We start from the raw sequence: 19,502 nt of genomic DNA, 5'->3' as shown, positions 1-19,502 counted from the left end.
TGGCCGGGCGGGTCAGGAGATGCCGAACTCCTTGCCGAGCAGGTCGAAGACCTCGTCGTCCGTCGCGTCGTCGAGGTCGTCGGACGCCGCGTCGGCGCCGTCGGCACGGCTCTCGCGCCACACGGCGAGGAGCGCCGAGAGGCGGGCGCCGACCTGGTCGTCCTCGTCGTCGCCGGGCTCGACCGCGGCGAGGCTCGCCTCGATGCGGCTCAGTTCGGCGAGCAGCGGCGCCACCGCGCCGGGCTCCTCGACGGCGAGCCCCTCTTCGAGGTAGCCGACCAGGTCCAGCGGGGTCGGGTAGTCGAAGATGAGGGTGGCGGGCAGCCGCAGGCCCGTGGCCGCGCCGAGCCGGTTGCGCAGCTCGACCGCGGTCAGCGAGTCGAAGCCCAGCTCCGTGAACGCGCGCCGTTCGTCCACTTCCTCCGCGCCGCCCAGCGCGAGCACGGCGGCGACGTGGGCGCACACGAGGTCCACCAGCGCCGACGGCCGCTCGGACGCGGGCAGCGCCGCGAGCCGGTCCCGGAGCGCGGCGGCCGGGTCGAGCCCGGTCTCCGCGGCCCTGCGGGTCGTCGTCCGTACGAGGCCGCTGAACACCGGGGGTACCTGCGGGAGTTCCCGTACGGCGCGCAGGTCGAGGCGCATCGGTACGACGACCGGGTCCGCCCCGAGGGCCACCGCGTCGAACAGCTCCAGGCCCTCCTCGGGGGCGAGGCCCGCGGTCCCGGCGTCGGCCATCCGGGCGCCCATGCCGTCCCCGCCGGACCACAGGCCCCACGCGAGTGAGGTCGCGGGCAGGTCGTGGGCGCGCCGGTGCCGGGCGAGCGCGTCGAGGAACGCGTTGGCCGCCGAGTAGTTGCCCTGGCCGGGGTTGCCCAGCGTGCCCGCGGCGGACGAGAACAGCACGAACGCCGACAGGTCGAGGTCGCGGGTCAGCTCGTGCAGGTGCCAGGCCGCGTCGACCTTGGGCCGGAACACGGTGTCGACCTGCTCGGGCGTGAGCGAGCCGATCGTGCTGTCGGCCAGCACACCGGCGGTGTGCACGACGGCGGTCACGGGGTGCGCGGAGAGCAGGGCGCTCACCGCGTCCCGGTCCGCCACGTCACAGGCGACGGCGGCGACTTCGGCACCCAGCTCGATCAACTCGTCGTACAGCTCCCCGACTTGGCCCCGCCTGCTGGCAAGCACAAGCCGTCGTACGCCGTGCCGCCGCACCAAGTGCCGCGCCACCAGCCCGCCGAGCATGCCGCTCGCACCGGTCACAAGCACCGCACCGTCACCGAAGGACGAAGCCCCCGACTCCTGCTCCGCCTCGGCGGGCCGGACCCGTGCGAGCCTCGGCACGAACGACTCGCCGCCGCGCACGGCCAGCTCGGGTTCCGAGCTGGTGAGGGCGGGCTTCCAGCCGTTCTCGTCGTCGACGTCGACGAGCACGATGCGGTCGGGGTTCTCCGACTGCGCCGTACGCACCAGCCCCCAGACGGCGGCCGCGGCCAGGTCCGGCACATCCTGGCCGGATCCGACGGCCACGGCACCCCTGGTCACGAGGACCAGGCGCGAGGTCTCGCACCGGTCGTCGGCCAGCCAGCCCTGCACCAGCTCCAGGACGGCCAGGACCTCGGGGCGTACCGCGTCCGCGCCCTCGGACCCGGCGCACCGCACCACGACGTTGTCCGGCAGCAACTCGCCCGCGTCCAGCTCCGACCGCACGGCGGCCCAGTCCGCGAACTCCGCCACCGAACCGACGCTCCCGCCCGACGACGCCGAGGCCGGTGTCCAGTCGAGACGGAACAGCGACTCCCAGCTCTGCCGGGACAGCGCGGCCGTGACGGGCCGCAGCACCAGCGAGTCGATCGAGACCACCGGAGCACCGGCCCCGTCGACGACGGTCAGCGCCACGCCGTCGGTCCCCGCGGGCTTCAGTCGCACCCGCAGCGCCGTCGCGCCCGAGGCGTGCAGCCGCACACCCGACCACGAGAACGGCAACCTGCCAGGACCGTCCGCCGCACCCATCAGACCGATGGCGTGCAGCGACGCGTCAAGAAGCGCCGGGTGCAGACCGAAGCCACCTGCTTCGACGCCCTCCGGCAGGGCGACCTCGGCGAAGACCTCCTCGCCCTTGCGCCAAGCGGCCCGCAAGCCCTGGAACACCGGCCCGTAACCGAAACCACCATCGGACATACGGTCGTAGAGCCCATCCAGGTCCACAGCCTCCGCCCCGGCAGGCGGCCAGACACCGGCGTCGACCAGCGGCACCTCCGCGCCGCCTGTGAGGGTGCCGCTCGCGTGCCGGACCCACACATCGCCGTCGTCCTCGCGAGCGTGGACCGTCACCGAGCGTCGACCGGACTCGTCCGGCACACCGACCCGCACCTGCACCCGCACACCACCACGCTCCGGCACCACCAACGGCGCCTCCAGCGTCAACTCCTCCACCACACCGCACCCGACCTGATCACCCGCATGCACCGCCAGCTCCAAGAACGCCGTACCGGGCAGCAGGACCGAGCCCTGGACCGCGTGATCGGCGAGCCACGGGTGGGTTCCCATCGAAAGGCGGCCCGTGAACAGGACGGTGTCCTCGTCCGCGAGCGCGACCGCGGCGCCGAGCAGCGGGTGGTCGGCGGAGCCGAGTCCGAGACCGGTGGCGTCCGTGGCGGGCCGCAGGCTCGTGTCGGGCCAGAACCGCTGGTACTGGAATGCGTACGTCGGCAGGTCGACGGCGTGGCCGCTGCCCGAGTAGTAGGCGTTCCAGTCGACGCGCACGCCGCGTACGTCCAGTTCGGCGAGCGCGGTCATGACCGCGCCGTCCTCCGGCCGGTCGCCGCGCAGCACCGGCACGAAGGCCGCGTCCGGCAGGGACTCCTGCCCCAGCGCCGAAAGAACGCCACCGGGGCCGATCTCGACGAGGACGTCCGCGCCCATGTCGACCACGGCGTCGGCGAAGCGCACCGACTCGCGGACGTGCCGCACCCAGTAGTCCGCCGAGCCCAATTCCGCCCCGGAGACCGGCTTGCCGGTCAGCGTCGACACGATCGGGATCGAGGGCGCCTCGTACGACACGCCTTCCAGGACCGTGCGGAAGTCGTCGAGCATCGGGTCCATCAGGGGTGAGTGGAAGGCGTGGCTGACCTTGAGCCGGGTCGCCTTGCGGCCCGCTACGCGCCAGCGGTCGGCGACGGCCTCGACGTCAGCGGCAGCCCCGGAAACGACCACCGAGTTAGGACCATTAACCGCCGCGATACTCACCGTCTCCGGCAAGTCGTCGGAGGTGATCTCGGCCTCGGACGCCTGGATCGCGACCATGGCTCCACCCTCGGGCAGCGCCTGCATCAACGCACCACGCGCCGACACCACCTTGACCGCATCCGACAGCGACCACACGCCCGAGACGTGCGCGGCAGCCAGCTCACCGATCGAGTGACCCGCCAGCACATCCGGCCGCACACCCCACGACTCAAGCAACCGGAACAAGGCGACCTCGACCGCGAACAGCGCAGGCTGCGTCACCCCCGTCTCGTTCAGCGCCTCGGCATCCTCACCGAACAACACCTCACGCACCGACGGATCAAACGCCGCCAACACCTCGTCCAGCGCCTCCCCGAACACCGGGAAACGAGCCGCCAGTTCACGCCCCATCCCCAACCGCTGCGAACCCTGACCCGAGAACAGGAAGCCGACCCGGCGTTCGTAGGCGACACCGCGTACGACTCCGCTCGTCAGCCGTCCCTCGACGGCGTCGTTGAGTCCGGCGAGGAGGTCGGCCGAGTCCCGGCCGACGACGGCGAGCCGGTGTTCGAACCCGGATCGCGAGGTCGCGAGAGTGCGGGCGACGTCCGCCGGGGCGAGGTCGGGCCGCGCGGTCAGGTGGTCGCGCAGCCGTACCGCCTGGTCGTGCAGCGCGCTCTCGGTGCGGCCGGAGACCAGCCACGGGCCGAGCGGCGCCGCGTCGGTGGCCTGCGGCGCGTCGTCGTCCGGCGCGGACTCGATGATGACGTGCGCGTTGGTGCCGCTGAACCCGAAGGACGACACACCGGCCCGGCGGGGGCGGTCAGTCCGTGGCCAGGGCCGCGCCTCGGTGAGGAGTTCCACGGCGCCCGCGGACCAGTCGATGTGCGGCGAGGGCTCGCCGACGTGCAGGGTCTTCGGCAGCAGGCCGTGCCGCATCGCCATGACCGTCTTGATGACGCCGCCCACACCGGCGGCGGCCTGGGTGTGGCCGATGTTGGACTTCAGGGAACCCAGCCACAGCGGGTCCCCGGCGCGGTCCCGCCCGTAGGTGGCGAGCAGCGCCTGCGCCTCGATGGGGTCGCCGAGGGTGGTGCCGGTGCCGTGTGCCTCGACCGCGTCGACGTCGGACGCGGTCAGGCCCGCGCTCGCCAGCGCCTGGCGGATCACCCGCTGTTGCGAGGGACCGTTGGGCGCGGTGAGGCCGTTGGACGCGCCGTCCTGGTTCACGGCCGAGCCGCGGACGACCGCGAGCACCTGGTGTCCGTTGCGGCGCGCGTCCGAGAGGCGTTCCAGTACGAGCATGCCGACGCCCTCGCCCCAGCCGGTGCCGTTGGCGTCCGTGGAGAACGAGCGGCAGCGGCCGTCCGGCGACAGCCCCTGCTGGCGGCTGAAGTCGATGAAGGCGGAGGGTGTCGCCATCACGGTGACTCCGCCCGCGAGCGCGAGCTCGCACTCGCCGGAGCGCAGCGCCTGAGCGGCCAGGTGCAGGGCGACCAGGGACGACGAGCAGGCCGTGTCCACGGTCATCGCGGGCCCTTCCATCCCGAAGACGTAGGACACGCGGCCGGACGCGACGCTGCCCGCGTTGCCCGTGCCGAGGAAGCTCTCGACGCTCTCGGGCACGCCATGCAGCTGGGAGGCGTAGTCGTGGTACATCACGCCCGCGAACACGCCGGTCGCGCTGCCGCGCACCGACTTGGGGTCGATGCCCGCCCGCTCGAACGCCTCCCAGGAGGTCTCAAGGAGGAGCCGCTGCTGCGGGTCCATGGCGAGGGCCTCGCGCGGCGAGATGCCGAAGAAGCCCGGGTCGAACCGGTCGGCGTCGTGCAGGAAGCCGCCCTCGCGGGTGTAGGAGCTGCCGGCCCGCTCGCCCGCCGGGTCGTACAGCGACTCCACGTCCCAGCCGCGGCCGGTCGGGAACGGCGTGATGCCCTCGGCCTCGTCGACGAGCAGGCGCCACAGGTCCTCCGGGGTGGTCACCCCGCCGGGGTAGCGGCAGCTCATGCCGACGATCGCGATCGGCTCGTCGGTCACGACCGGGGCCGCGACCGCGCCGGTGGCCGGTGCGGCGGCGGGCGCGCCCGCGAGTTCGACGCCGACGAACGCGGCGATCGCCGCGGGGGTCGGGTAGTCGAAGACCAGCGTGGCGGGCAGCCGGAGGCCCGTGGCGGTGCCGAGGCGGTTGCGCAGGTCGACGGCGGTCAGCGAGTCGAAGCCGAGCTCCGTGAACGCCTGGCCGGGTGCCACCTCCTCCGGTCCGGCGTGGCCGAGCACCACGGCGGCCTGGGTGCGGACGAGGTCCAGGAGCACCCGGTCGCGCTCGTCGTCGGCCAGCGGCGCGAGCCGGTCGCGGAGCGCGGCGGCCGGGTCGGCCCCGCTCCCCGCGGCCCTGCGGGTCGTCGTCCGCACCAGGCCGCTGAACACCGGGGGTACCTGGGGGAGTTCCCGTACGGCGCGCAGGTCGAGCCGCATCGGTACGACGACGGGCTCGGTCCCGCAGACCGCGGCGTCGAACAGTTCGACGCCCTCCGTCGCGGACAGGCCGGTCGAGGCGGACTGCGCCACGCGGGCGCCCATGCCGTCGGCCCACAGGCCCCACGCGAGTGAGGTCGCGGGCAGGCCCTCGGCGCGCCTGCGCCGGGCCAGGCCGTCGAGGAACGCGTTGGCCGCCGAGTAGTTGCCCTGTCCGGGCCCGCCCAGCGTGCCCGCCACGGACGAGAACAGCACGAACGCCGTCAGGTCCAGGTCGCGGGTCAGCTCGTGCAGGTGCCGGGCCGCGTCGACCTTGGGCCGGAACACGGTGTCGACCTGCTCGGGCGTGAGCGAGCCGATGGTGCCGTCGTCGAGGACTCCGGCGGTGTGCACGACGGCGGTCACGGGGTGCTCGGCCAGGAGCGCCGCCAGGGCGTTCCGGTCGGCGACGTCGCAGGCCGCGTACGTCACTTCGGCGCCCAGCGCGACGAGTTCGGCACGCAGTTCCTCGGCGCCCTCGGCGGCGATGCCGCGCCTGCTGGCGAGGACCAGTCGGGCGACTCCGTGGCTTTCGACGAGGTGCCGGGCGACGAGGCCGCCCAGCGCGCCCGAGGCGCCGGTCACCAGGACCGAGCTGTCCGGTCCGAACGCCGGGTCCGTGCCGGGCTCCGGCCGCACCCGCGCGAGGCGGGCCACGTACGCCCGTCCGTCCCGCACGGCGATCTGGGGTTCGCCGGTGGTCAGCGCCGGCTCCCAGCCGCTGTCGTCCGCGGTGTCCGCGTCGTCGAGGTCGTCGAGGTCGACGAGCACGATGCGGTCGGGGTTCTCCGCCTGTGCCGTACGCACCAGACCCCAGACGGCGGCCGCGGCGAGATCCGGCACGTCCTGGCCGGATTCGACGGCCACCGCGCCGCGGGTCACGAGGACGAGGCGCGCCGCGCCACAACGGTCGTCGGCGAGCCAGCCCTGCACCAACTCCAGTGCGGCCAGGACCTGTCCACGTACCGCGTCCGGCTCGTCAGACTCGGCGCACCGCACCACTACGTTGTCCGGCAGCGACTCCCCCGCGTCCAGCTCCGACCGCACGGCGGCCCAGTCCGCGAACTCCGCCACCGAACCGACGCTCCCGCCCGACGACGCCGAGGCCGGTGTCCAGTCGAGACGGAACAGCGACTCCCAGCTCTGCCGGGACAGCGCGGCCGTGACGGGCCGCAGCACCAGGGAGTCGATCGAGACCACCGGAGCACCGGCCCCGTCGACGACGGTCAGCGCCACGCCGTCGGTCCCCGCGGGCTTCAGTCGCACCCGCAGCGCCGTCGCGCCCGAGGCGTGCAGCCGCACACCCGACCACGAGAACGGCAGCCTGCCAGGACCGTCGCCCTCGCCCATCAGACCGATGGCGTGCAGCGACGCGTCAAGAAGCGCCGGGTGCAGACCGAAGCCACCTGCTTCGACGCCCTCCGGCAGGGCGACCTCGGCGAAGACCTCCTCGCCCTTGCGCCAAGCGGCCCGCAAGCCCTGGAACACCGGCCCGTAACCGAAACCACCATCGGACATACGGTCGTAGAGCCCATCCAGGTCCACAGCCTCCGCCCCGGCAGGCGGCCAGACACCGGCGTCGACCAGCGGCACCTCCGCGCCGCCTGTGAGGGTGCCGCTCGCGTGCCGGACCCACACATCGCCGTCGTCCTCGCGAGCGTGGACCGTCACCGAGCGTCGACCGGACCCGTCCGGCACACCGACCCGCACCTGCACCCGCACACCACCACGCTCCGGCACCACCAACGGCGCCTCCAGCGTCAACTCCTCCACCACACCGCACCCGACCTGATCACCCGCATGCACCGCCAGCTCCAAGAACGCCGTACCGGGCAGGAGAATCGAGCCTTGGATCGCGTGATCGGCGAGCCACGGGTGGGTCTCCACCGACAACCGGCCGGTGAAGAACTGCCCGTCCGAGTCGGCCGTGTCGACGATCGCGCTGAGCAGCGGGTGGTCGGCCGCGCCGAGACCCGCCGCGTCGAGGTCACCCGCGGAGACTCCGGCGTCGAGCCAGTAGCGCTTCCGCTGGAACGCGTACGTCGGCAGGTCGACGCGCCGCGCGCCGCGACCGGCGAAGAAGGCATCCCAGTCCACCCGCACACCGTGCGTGGCCAGTTGGGCCACCGCGGTGGTCAGCGCGGTCTCCTCCGGGCCGTCGCCCCGCAACGCGGCGACGAAGGCCGCGTCCGGCGCGCACTCCTGCCCCAGGGCCGCAAGGACCCCACCGGGACCGACCTCGACAAACGTGACCATGCCCTGGGCCACGAGTGTGTCGACGGCGTCGGCGAACCGCACGGACTCCCGCACGTGCCGCACCCAGTACTCGGGCGAGGCCAGCTCTTCGGCGGTCGCCTTCGTACCGGTGAGGGTGGAGACGATCGGGATCGCGGGCGCGTCGTACGACACGCCGTCCAGGACCGCGCGGAAGTCCTCCAGCATCGGGTCCATCAGCGGTGAGTGGAACGCGTGACTGACCTTCAACCGGGTCGCCTTGCGGCCCGCCTCACGCCAACGCTCCGCAACCGCCTCGACGTCAGCAGCCACACCGGAGACGACCACCGAGTTAGGGCCATTAACCGCCGCTATACCCACTGTCTCCGGCAAGTCGTCCGAAGCGACCTCCGCCTCCGACGCCTGGATCGCGACCATGGCTCCGCCCTCGGGCAGCGCCTGCATCAGTGCACCACGCGCGGACACCACCTTGACGGCGTCAGCCAGCGACCAGACACCGGCCACATGCGCTGCGGCCAGCTCACCGATCGAGTGGCCCGCAAGAACGTCGGGCCGCACACCCCACGACTCAAGCAGCCGGAACAACGCCACCTCGACAGCGAAGAGCGCAGGCTGCGTCGTCCCCGTCTCGTTCAGCGCCTCGGCATCCTCACCGAACAGCACCTCCCGCACAGACGGGTCAAACGCCGCCAACACCTCGTCCAGGGCCTCGGCGAACACCGGGAAGCGGGCCGAGAGTTCACGGCCCATCCCCAGCCGCTGGGACCCCTGACCGGAGAACAGGAAGCCAACGCCGCCCACGGTGACGGACCCCGTGTGCAGGCCGGGGAACGGCCGCCCCTCGGCCAGCGCGCCGAGCCCGTCGAGGAGCGCCGCGCGATCGTCCGCCACGACGGCGCCCCGGTGGTCGAAGGCGGACCGGGTCACGGCCAGCGAGTAGGCGACGTCCAGGACGCCGGTCCCGGGCTCGCCCGCGATGTGGTCCCGCAGTCGCCGTGCCTGCTCCCGCAGTGCCTCCGTGTTCCTGGCCGACAGGAGCCACGGCACGACGCCGTCGGCCGGTGCCGGAACGTGGTCGTCGCTCGGCACCTGCTCGATGATGGTGTGCGCGTTCGTGCCGCTCACACCGAACGACGAGACACCGGCGCGGCGCGGACGGCCGGTCTCCGGCCACGAACGGGCCCGCGTGAGCAGTTCGACGTCACCGACGGACCAGTCCACCTGCGAGGTGGGCTCACCGACGTGGAGGGTCGGAGGCAGCACGCCGTGCCGCATCGCCATGACCATCTTGATGATGCCGGAGACACCGGCGGCGGCCTGGGTGTGCCCGATGTTCGACTTGATCGAGCCGAGCCACAGCGGCTCACCGGCACGGTCCTGGCCGTAGGTGGCGAGGAGTGCCTGCGCCTCGATCGGGTCGCCGAGCGTCGTGCCCGTACCGTGTGCCTCGACCGCGTCCACATCGGACGTGGACAGGCCGGCGCTCGCCAGCGACTGCCGGATCACGCGCTGCTGCGAGGGGCCGTTCGGGGCGGTGAGGCCGTTGGACGCGCCGTCCTGGTTGACCGCCGAACCCCGTACGACCGCGAGGACCTTGTGGCCGTTGCGGCGGGCGTCCGACAGGCGCTCCACGAGGAGCATGCCGACGCCCTCGCCCCAGCCGGTGCCGTCGGCGCTGTCGGAGAACGACTTGCAGCGGCCGTCGGCGGCGAGGCCGCGTTGACGGCTGAAGTCCACGAACGTGCTCGCGGTGGCCATCACCGCGACACCGCCCGCGAGCGCGAGCTCGCACTCCCCCGAACGCAGCGCCTGCACCGCCATGTGCAGCGCGACGAGCGAAGACGAGCACGCGGTGTCCACCGTGACCGCGGGGCCCTCGAGGCCCAGCATGTAGGCGACGCGGCCGGAGGCGACACTTCCGGACGCGCCGGTGCCCAGATAGCCCTCCACGTCCTCCGGCACGGAACGCAGGCGCGCCGCGTAGTCGTGGTACATCAGGCCCGCGTACACGCCGGTGGCGCTGCCCCGCACCGACTCCGGGGCGATCCCGGCCCGTTCGAACGCCTCCCAGGAGGCTTCGAGGAGGAGTCGCTGCTGCGGGTCCATGGCGAGGGCCTCGCGCGGCGAGATCCCGAAGAACCCCGGGTCGAACTGGTCGGCGTCGTAGAGGAAGCCGCCCTCACGTGCGTACGAGGTGCCGGTGTGGTCCGGGTCCGGGTGGTACAGCCTCGCCAGGTCCCAGCCGCGGTTGTCGGGGAAGTCGCCGATGGCGTCGACGCCGTCGAGGACGAGCTTCCACAGGTCCTCGGGCGAGTTCACGCCGCCTGGGTAGCGGCAGCTCATGCCGACGATCGCGATCGGCTCGTCGGTGACGGCGGCCACCGTGCGGGTGGTCGCCGCGACGACCGGGGAGCCCGCGAGTTCGGAGCCGAGGAAGGCGGCGACCGCCGCGGGGGTCGGGTGGTCGAAGACCAGCGTCGCGGGCAGCCGCAGTTCGGTGACCGCGTTGAGGTTGTTGCGCAGTTCGACCGCGCTGAGCGAGTCGAAGCCCACCTCCCGGAAGGCGCGGTCGGGTGCGACGGCGTGCGCGGAGCTGTGGCCGAGGACCATGGCCACGTGTTCGAGGACGAGGTTCAGGAGGGTCTTCTCCCGCTCCGCGTCGGTCAGGCCGGCCAGCGACTCGGCCAGCGCCGAACCTGCGAGGGCGGCACGCTCGACGGTCCTGCGCACGGCGGTGCGCACCAGGCCGCGCAGGACGACCGCCACGGGGTGTGAGCGCGCCTGCCGGTGCAGCCCGGGCAGGTCGAGCGGGACGGGCGCGAGGACGGCGCGGCCGGTCGAGGCGGCAGCGTCGAACAGCGCCAGGCCCTGGGCCGTACGCAGGGGAATCAGGCCACCCCTGCTCATCCGCTTCACGTCGGCTTCGTCGAGCTGGCCGCTCATGCCGCTGGCCTCGGCCCACAGGCCCCACGCCAGCGAGGTGGCGGGCAGCCCGGCGGCACGGCGGTGCTGCGCGAGCGCGTCCAGGAAGGTGTTCGCCGCCGCGTAGTTGCCCTGGCCCGGACCGCCGAACACACCGGAGGCGGACGAGAACAGGACGAACGCGGACAGGTCGAGGTCGCGGGTCAGCTCGTGCAGGTGCCAGGCCGCGTCGACCTTCGGCCGGAAGACGGTGTCGATCCGGTCCGCGGTGAGCGAGCCGATCGTGGCGTCGTCGAGGACACCTGCCGTGTGTACGACGGCGGAGATCTCGTGTCCGGCGAGCAGGTCGGCGATGGCGTCGCGGTCGGCGACGTCGCAGGCCGCGTACGTCACTTCGGCGCCCAGCGCCACGAGTTCGGCACGCAGTTCCTCGGCACCCTCGGCCGCGATGCCGCGCCTGCTGACCAGGAGCAGCTTTTGTACGCCGCGCTGCGCGACCAGGTGCCGGGCGACGAGGCCGCCCAGCGTGCCGGTCGCACCGGTGACCAGCACCGCACCCGAACCGAAACCCGGGTCGTCCACGACGGACCGCTCGGCCCTGGCCAGGCGCGGCACGCTGGTGCGTCCGGCACGCACGGCGAGTTGGGGTTCGCCGGTGGCGAGCGCGGCGGGCAGCGCGTCGAGCGAGGCCGCCTCGTCGTCGAGGTCGACGAGCACGATCCGGTCCGGGTTCTCCGACTGGGCCGTGCGCACCAGGCCCCACACGGCGGCGTGCGCGAGGTTCCGTACGTCCTCGTCAGCCGTGGTGGCGAGCGCGCCCTTGGTCACGACGACCAGGCGCGCCGCGTCGAAGCTCTCGTCCGCCAGCCACGTCTGGACCACGTCCAGCGCCCAGTGCGCCGCCTCGTGCGCCGAGGCCACCGGGTCGGACGCGAACGTGCCGGGGCACGACACGACCACGTAGTCCGGCAGTTCCGCCGACGGCGTGAGCGAGTCGGTCCACTCGGTCGTCGGGAGATCGTCTTCAGTGAGCGGTACGGGGGCCCAGTCCAGGCCGAACAGCGCGTCACTGAGGTCGTCACCGGCCAGCTGTTCCTGCGAGACGGGCCGGATCACCAGCGAGTCGATCGTGGCCACCGGGGCGCCCGCCCCGTCCGCGATCGCCAGCGCCACCCGGTCCGGCCCGGAGGAGGTCAGCCGCACCCGCAGCAGCTCCGCGCCGGAAGCGTGCAGCCGCACGCCCGACCACGCGAACGGCAACCGGCCGACCCCGTCGGCCTCGCCGGACAGGCTGATGGCGTGCAGGGCGGCGTCAAGCAGCGCGGGGTGCAGCCCGAAACCGTCGGCCTTCACACCCTCGGGCAGCGCGACCTCGGCGTACACCTCACCGCCGTCGCGCCAGGCGGCCCTCAGGCCCTGGAACACCGGCCCGTAGCCGAAGCCGCCTTCGACCATGTGGCCGTAGAAGCCGTCCAGGTCGACGGCCTCGGCCCCGGTCGGCGGCCACTCGGTGAGCGAGGCGCCGCCGCGGGCCCTGCCGCCCGCCTGGAGCACGCCGATGGCGTGCCGGGTCCACGGCCGGCCGTCGTCGGTGTCGCCCGCACTGGAGTGGAGGGTCAGTTCGCGCCTGCCGGACTCGTCCTCGGCGCCGACCCACACCTGGACCCGCACCGTGCCGTTCTCGGGCACCACCAGGGGCGCCTCCAGCGTCAGTTCCTCCACCACGTCGCAGCCGACCTGGTCACCGGCGCGGATCGCCAGCTCAAGGAACGCCGTCCCGGGCAGCAGGATCGAGCCGAGCACGGCGTGATCGGCCAGCCACGGGTGCGTGCGCACCGACAGGCGGCCGGTGAGCAGCACGCCGTCGGTGCCGCCGAGGACGACCGTCGCGCCCAGCAGCGGGTGGTCGGCCGCGCCGAGCCCGGCCGCCGTCACATCGCCCGTCGCGGGCATCACGTGGGGCCAGTAGCGCTGGTGCTGGAAGGCGTAGGTCGGCAGGTCGACGCGTCGCGTACCACTGCCGTCGAAGAAAGGCTGCCAGTCCACCTGGACGCCGCGCACATGCAGCTGTCCGGCGGCCGTCGTGACCGCCACGTCCTCCGGACGCTCACCGCGCAGCACCGGCACGAAGACCGCGTCCGGGGCGGACTCCTGACCCAGCGCCGACAACACCCCGCCTGGGCCCACCTCGACGAACGTCGCCACGCCCTCATCCACGAGCGTGCTCACGGAAGCGGCGAAGCGCACGGACTCGCGCACGTGCCGGACCCAGTAGTCCGGGGAGGCCAACTCCTCGGCGGACGCCCGGACACCGGTCAGCGTCGACACGATCGGAAGCGACGGCTCCCCGAACGACACGCCCTCCAGGACCGCACGGAAGTCGTCCAGCATCGGGTCCATCAGCGGCGAGTGGAACGCATGGCTGACCTTCAGCCGGGTCGCCTTACGGCCCGCCTCACGCCAGCGCTCCGCAACCGCCTCGACATCGGCAGCCACCCCGGAAACGACCACCGAGTTAGGACCATTAACCGCCGCGATACCCACCGACTCCGGCAAGCCCTCGGAAGCGACCTCGGCCTCCGACGCCTGAATCGCGACCATCGCACCACCGGACGGCAGCGCCTGCATCAACGCACCACGCGCCGACACCACCTTGACCGCGTCAGCCAGCGACCACACACCAGCCACATGCGCTGCGGCCAGCTCACCGATCGAGTGACCCGCAAGAACGTCAGGCCGCACACCCCACGACTCCAACAGCCGGAACATGGCGACCTCGACAGCGAACAGCGCAGGCTGCGTCACCCCGGTCTCATTCAGCGCCTCGGCATCCTCACCGAACAACACCTCCCGCACCCGCGGGTCGAACTCACCCAGGACCTCCTCCAGGGCCTCCGCGAACACCGGGAAACGGGCCGCCAGTTCACGGCCCATACCCAGCCGCTGCGACCCCTGACCCGAGAACAAGAACCCCACCTGGCCAGGTTCACCAGCGACCCCAGTGACCACCGCACCGGTCACCTGACCGTCGGCCACCGCCGCCAACGCGGCCAGGAACTCGTCCCGCTCACCGGCGACCACCACCGCACGGTGCTCAAGCACCGCCCGCGTCGACACCAGCGCACGGCCCACATCCGCGACGGTCGACTCGGAGTCCTCCGCCACGAAGGACCTGAGGCGGGCGGCCTGTTCGCGCAGCGCCTCCGGGCTCTGGGCCGACAGCGTCCACGGCACCAGGCCGTCGTGCGCCGGTTCCGGCGCGTGCTCCGCTGCTTCCTCCGGCTCGATCGCCGGGGCCTGCTCGATGATGGTGTGGGCGTTGGTGCCGCTGACGCCGAACGAGGACACACCTGCCCGCCACGGCCTGCCGGTCTGCGGCCACGGCCGCGACTCGGTGAGGAGTTCCACCGCTCCCGCCGACCAGTCGACGTGCGACGAGGGGGCGGTGACGTGCAGGGTCTGCGGCAGGACACCCTGCCGGAGCGCCATCACCATCTTGATCACACCCGCCACACCGGCGGCGGCCTGCGTGTGCCCGATGTTCGACTTCACCGAGCCCAGCCACAGCGGGTCGCCGGTGCGGTCGCGGCCGTAGGTGGCGAGCAGGGCCTGGGCCTCGATCGGGTCGCCCAGGGTCGTGCCCGTGCCGTGTGCCTCGACGGCGTCGACGTCGGACGGCGCGAGTCCGGCGCTCGCGAGCGCCTGGCGGATGACGCGCTGCTGGGAGGGGCCGTTCGGGGCGGTGAGACCGTTGGAGGCGCCGTCCTGGTTGATCGCGGAGCCCCGTACGACCGCCAGGATGTTGCGTCCGTTGCGCTGGGCGTCGGAGAGGCGCTCGACGAGCAGCATGCCGACGCCCTCGCCCCAGCCGGTGCCGTCCGCGCTGTCGGAGAAGGCCTTGCACCGGCCGTCGTCCGCGAGGCCGCGCTGGCGGCTGAAGTCGATGAACACGCCGGGTGTGGTCATCACCGTGACACCGCCGACCAGGGCCGTCGAGCACTCCCCGGAGCGCAGTGCCTGCACGGCCATGTGCAGGGCGACCAGCGACGACGAGCAGGCCGTGTCGACCGTGACGGCTGGGCCCTCAAGGCCGAACGTGTAGGACAGGCGGCCGGAGATGACACTCGCGGCGCTGCCCGTGCCGATGTATCCCTCGACCCCTTGCATGCTGTCCGGCGCGGCCATCAGGAGCGTCGGGTAGTCCTGGCCGTTGGTGCCGATGAACACGCCGGACCGGCTGCCGCGTACCGAGTGCGGGTCGATGCCCGCCCGCTCGTACAGCTCCCAGGTCGCTTCGAGGAGGAGCCGCTGCTGCGGGTCCATGGCGAGGGCCTCGCGCGGCGAGATCCCGAAGAACGCCGGGTCGAACTCCGCGGCGCGGTCGAGGAAGGCACCCTTGTTGGTGTACGACGTGCCGGGGCTCGCCAGCTCCGGGTCGTAGAGCGCGTCGACGTCCCAGCCGCGGTCGGTCGGGAACTCCACCACGGCGTCGGTACCGCCGACCAGGAGGCGCCACAGGTCCTCCGGCGAGTTCACGCCGCCGGGGAAGCGGCAGCTCATGCCGACGATCGCGAGGGGCTCGTCGACGGCGACGGTGGTGTGGGTGGTCGCCGTCACGGCGGGTGCGCCCACGAGTTCGGTGTCGAGGAACGCGGCCAGCGCGGCGGGCGTCGGGTAGTCGTAGATCAGCGTCGCGGGCAGGCGCAGTTCGGTGACCGCGTTGAGGTTGTTGCGCAGTTCGACTGCGCTGAGCGAGTCGAAGCCGAGTTCCTTGAACGCGCGGTCGGGTGCGACGGCCTGCGCCGAGCCGTGGCCGAGGACCACGGCGACGTGGCTCTGCACCAGCTCGACGAGTGCCTTCTCGCGGTCCGCGGCGGTCATGCCCGCAAGGGACTGGGCCCAGGTGTTCCGTGCCGTGGCTCCGGCTTCGGCGGTCCTGCGCGCGGCGGAGCGCACCAGGCCGCGCAGGACGGGCGCCACGGGGTGGGAGCGCGCCTGCCGGTTCAGCGCGGGCAGGTCGAGCGGGACGGGCGCGAGCAGGGCGCGGCCTGTCGAGGCCGCCGCGTCGAACAGCGCGAGCCCGTCGGCCGTGCGCAGCGGGAGCAGTCCGCCGCGGCCCATCCGCTTCACGTCGGCGTCGTCGAGCGCGCCGGTCATGCCGCTGGCCTCGGCCCACAGGCCCCACGCGAGGGACGTGGCGGGCAGCCCGGCGTCGCGGCGGTGCTGTGCGAGCGCGTCCAGGAAGGTGTTCGCGGCCGCGTAGTTGCCCTGTCCGGGGGCGCCGAGGATGCCCGCCACCGAGGAGAACAGGACGAACGCGGACAGGTCGAGGTCGCGGGTCAGCTCGTGCAGGTTCCACGCGGCGTCGGCCTTCGGCCGGAACACCGTGTCGACGCGCTCGGGCGTCAGCGAGCCGATCACGCCGTCGTCGAGGACACCTGCGGTGTGTACGACGGCGGAGATCTCGTGCGCGGACAGCAGCGCGGCCACGGCGTCGCGATCGGCCACGTCACAGGCCACCAGGGCGACTTCGGCTCCGAGAGCGACCAGTTCGGCACGCAGTTCCTCGGCGCCTTCGGCCGCGGCGCCGCGCCTGCTGACCAGGAGCAGGTTCCGTACGCCGCGCTCCGCGGCCAGGTGTCGCGCGACCTGGGCGCCCAGCGTGCCCGTCGCGCCGGTGACCAGCACCGCGCCCGTACCGAAGCCGGGGTCGTCGACGACGGATCGCTGCACCCTGGCGAGGCGCGGCACGCGGAGGTCGCCGGAGCGCACCGCCAACTGCGTCTCGCCGATGGCGAGTCCGGACGGCAGCGCGTCCAGCGAGGCCGCGTCGTCGTCGAGGTCCACCAGCACGAACCGGTCCGGGTTCTCCAGTTGGGCGGACCGCACCATGCCCCACACGGCCGCCTGTGCGACGTCCCGCACCTGCTCGTCGTCCGAGGCGGCGACCGCGCCCCTGGTGACGACGGCCAGGCGGGCCGTGTCGAACCGCTCGTCCGCCAGCCACGTCTGGACCACGTCCAGCGCCCAGTGCGCCGCCTCGTGTGCCGCGGCCGCCGGGTCGGACGCGGGCGTGCCGGGGCACGAGACGACCACCCAGTCCGACCGCGGCTCGGTCAGGTCCGCCAGGTCGGTCCACTCGGTCGTCGGTGCGGCGCCGTCGGACGGCGCCACCGTCACCCAGTCGACGCCGAACAGCGCGTCGTCGCGGTCTTCTCCGGCGATCTGGTCCGGCGTGATCGGGCGCAGTTCGAGGGAGTCCACGGTCGCGACCGGCGCACCCGCCCCGTCCGCGATCGCCAGCGAGAACCCGTCCGCGCCCGTGGGCGCGAGGCGTACCCGCAGCACCGTGGCGCCCGAGGCGTGCAGCCGCACGCCCGACCACGCGAACGGCACCCGGCCGGCCTCGTCGGCGCCGCCGGACAGACCGGTGGCGTGCAGCGCCGCGTCAAGGAGCGCGGGGTGCAGGCCGAAGCCGTCCGCGCCCGCCTCCTCCGGCAGGACGACCTCGGCGAACACCTCGTCGCCGCGCCGCCACACGGCCCGCAGGCCCTGGAACACCGGCCCGTAGCCGAGACCGGCGTCGGCCGCCCGGTCGTAGAGCCCGTCCAGGTCGACGACCTTGGCGCTCGCGGGCGGCCACTCCACCAGGGAGGTGCCGCCGGTACGTCCGGCCGCGCGCAGCACACCGGTGGCGTGCCGCGTCCACGGCCGGTCGTCGTCGGTGTCGCCCGTGCTGGAGTACAGGGTCAGCTCGCGGCTGCCCGACTCGTCCTCGGCGCCGACCCACACCTGTACGCGGACAGCGCCGTGCTCGGGCACCACCAGCGGCGCCTCCAGCGTCAGCTCGTCGACGAGGTCGCAGCCGACCTGGTCGCCGGCGCGGATCGCCAGCTCCAGGAGCGCCGTGCCGGGCAGCAGCACCGAGCTGTGGACCACGTAGTCGGCCAGCCACGGGTGGGTCTGGACCGACAGACGGCCGGTGAGCAGCACGCCGTCCGTGCCGCCCACGGTGACGGCGGCGCCGAGCAGCGGGTGGTCGGCGGCGCCGAGCCCGGCCGCCGTCACGTCGCCGACAGCGGGCAGCGCGTCGAGCCAGTGGCGCTGGTGCTGGAAGGCGTACGTCGGCAGGTCCACGCGCCGTGCGCCACGCCCGGCGAAGAACGCCTCCCACGCGACCTGGACACCGCGCACGTGCAACTGCCCGGCGGCCGTCGTGGCCGCGGCGTCCTCGGGCCGATCCGTACGCAGCATCGGTACGAAGACCGCGTCCGGGGCGGACTCCTGACCCAGCGCCGACAACGCCCCGCCCGGCCCGACCTCGACGAACGTCGCCACACCCTCATCCACGAGCGTGCCCACGGCATCGGCGAAACGCACCGACTCACGCACATGGCGCACCCAGTACTCGGGCGAGGCCAACTCCTCGGCGGACGCCTTCGTGCCGGTCAGCGTCGACACGATCGGAAACGACGGCTCCCCGAACGACACGCCCCCCAGGACCGCACGGAACTCGTCCAACATCGGATCCATCAACGGCGAGTGGAACGCATGGCTCACCTTCAACCGGGTCGCCTTACGGCCCGCCTCACGCCAGCGCTCCGCAACCGCCTCGACATCGGCAGCCACCCCGGAAACGACGACCGAGTTAGGGCCATTAACCGCCGCGATACCCACCGTCTCCGGCAAGCCCTCGGAAGTGACCTCAGCCTCGGACGCCTGGATCGCGACCATCGCGCCACCGGACGGCAGCGCCTGCATCAGCGCACCACGCGCCGACACGACCTTGGCCGCGTCAGCCAGCGACCAGACACCAGCCACATGCGCCGCAGCCAGCTCACCGATCGAGTGCCCCGCCAGCACATCCGGCCGCACACCCCACGACTCCAACAGCCGGAACAGCGCCACCTCAACCGCAAACAGCGCAGGCTGCGTCACCCCGGTCTCGTTCAGCGCCTCGGCATCCTCACCGAACAACACCTCCCGCACCCGCGGATCGAACTCACCCAGGACCTCGTCCAGAGCCTCCCCGAACACCGGGAAACGAGCCGCCAGTTCACGCCCCATCCCCAACCGCTGCGAACCCTGACCCGAGAACAGGAACCCCACCTGACCGGGATCGCCGACGACCCCCGTGACCGCCGCACCGGTCGCCTGGCCGGCGGCCACCGCCGCCAACACGTCCAGGAGTTCCGTCCGCTCGGCGGCCACGATCACCGCACGGTGCTCCAGCATCGCGCGCGTCGTGGCGAGCGAGTAGCCGACGTCGGCGATCGGCTGATCGGCGACGGCGGCGAGGAGGCGCTCGGCCTGTTCCCGCAGGGCGTCCGCGTCGCGTGCCGAGAGGACCCACGGAACGAGGCCGTCGCGTACCGGCTCCCGCGCGTCCTGCGGTGCTTCCTCCGGCTCGGCCACAGGGGCCTGTTCGACGATGACGTGCGCGTTCGTACCGCTCACGCCGAACGACGACACGCCCGCCCGCCACGGCCTGCCGGTCTCCGGCCACGACCGGGCCTCGGTCAGCAGCTCGACCGCGCCCGCCGACCAGTCGACGTGCGAGGACGGCTTGTCGACGTGCAGCGTCTTCGGCAGGGTGCCGTGCCGCA

The 19,502-nt window shown here is 73.1% G+C and carries 1 protein-coding gene (running past one end of the window); it reads right to left on the bottom strand.

Annotation, left to right across the window (positions count from 1 at the left end; genetic code table 11):
* Positions 1 to 12: 12 nt before the first annotated feature.
* A protein-coding gene (locus ACZ6BG_RS17870) for an SDR family NAD(P)-dependent oxidoreductase (protein ID WP_469002122.1) crosses the window boundary here: on the bottom strand, positions 13 to 19,502 show its 3' portion. Its footprint extends 1,252 nt past the window's final position; only the last 19,490 of its 20,742 coding nucleotides appear in the window; its start codon lies off the right edge, out of view; it ends in the stop codon at positions 13 to 15.

Source organism: Streptomyces sp. NPDC041205 (genome assembly GCF_055591765.1).
Note: the sequence above shows the minus strand (reverse complement) of the source record. Positions and strands in the feature narration are given on the sequence as shown.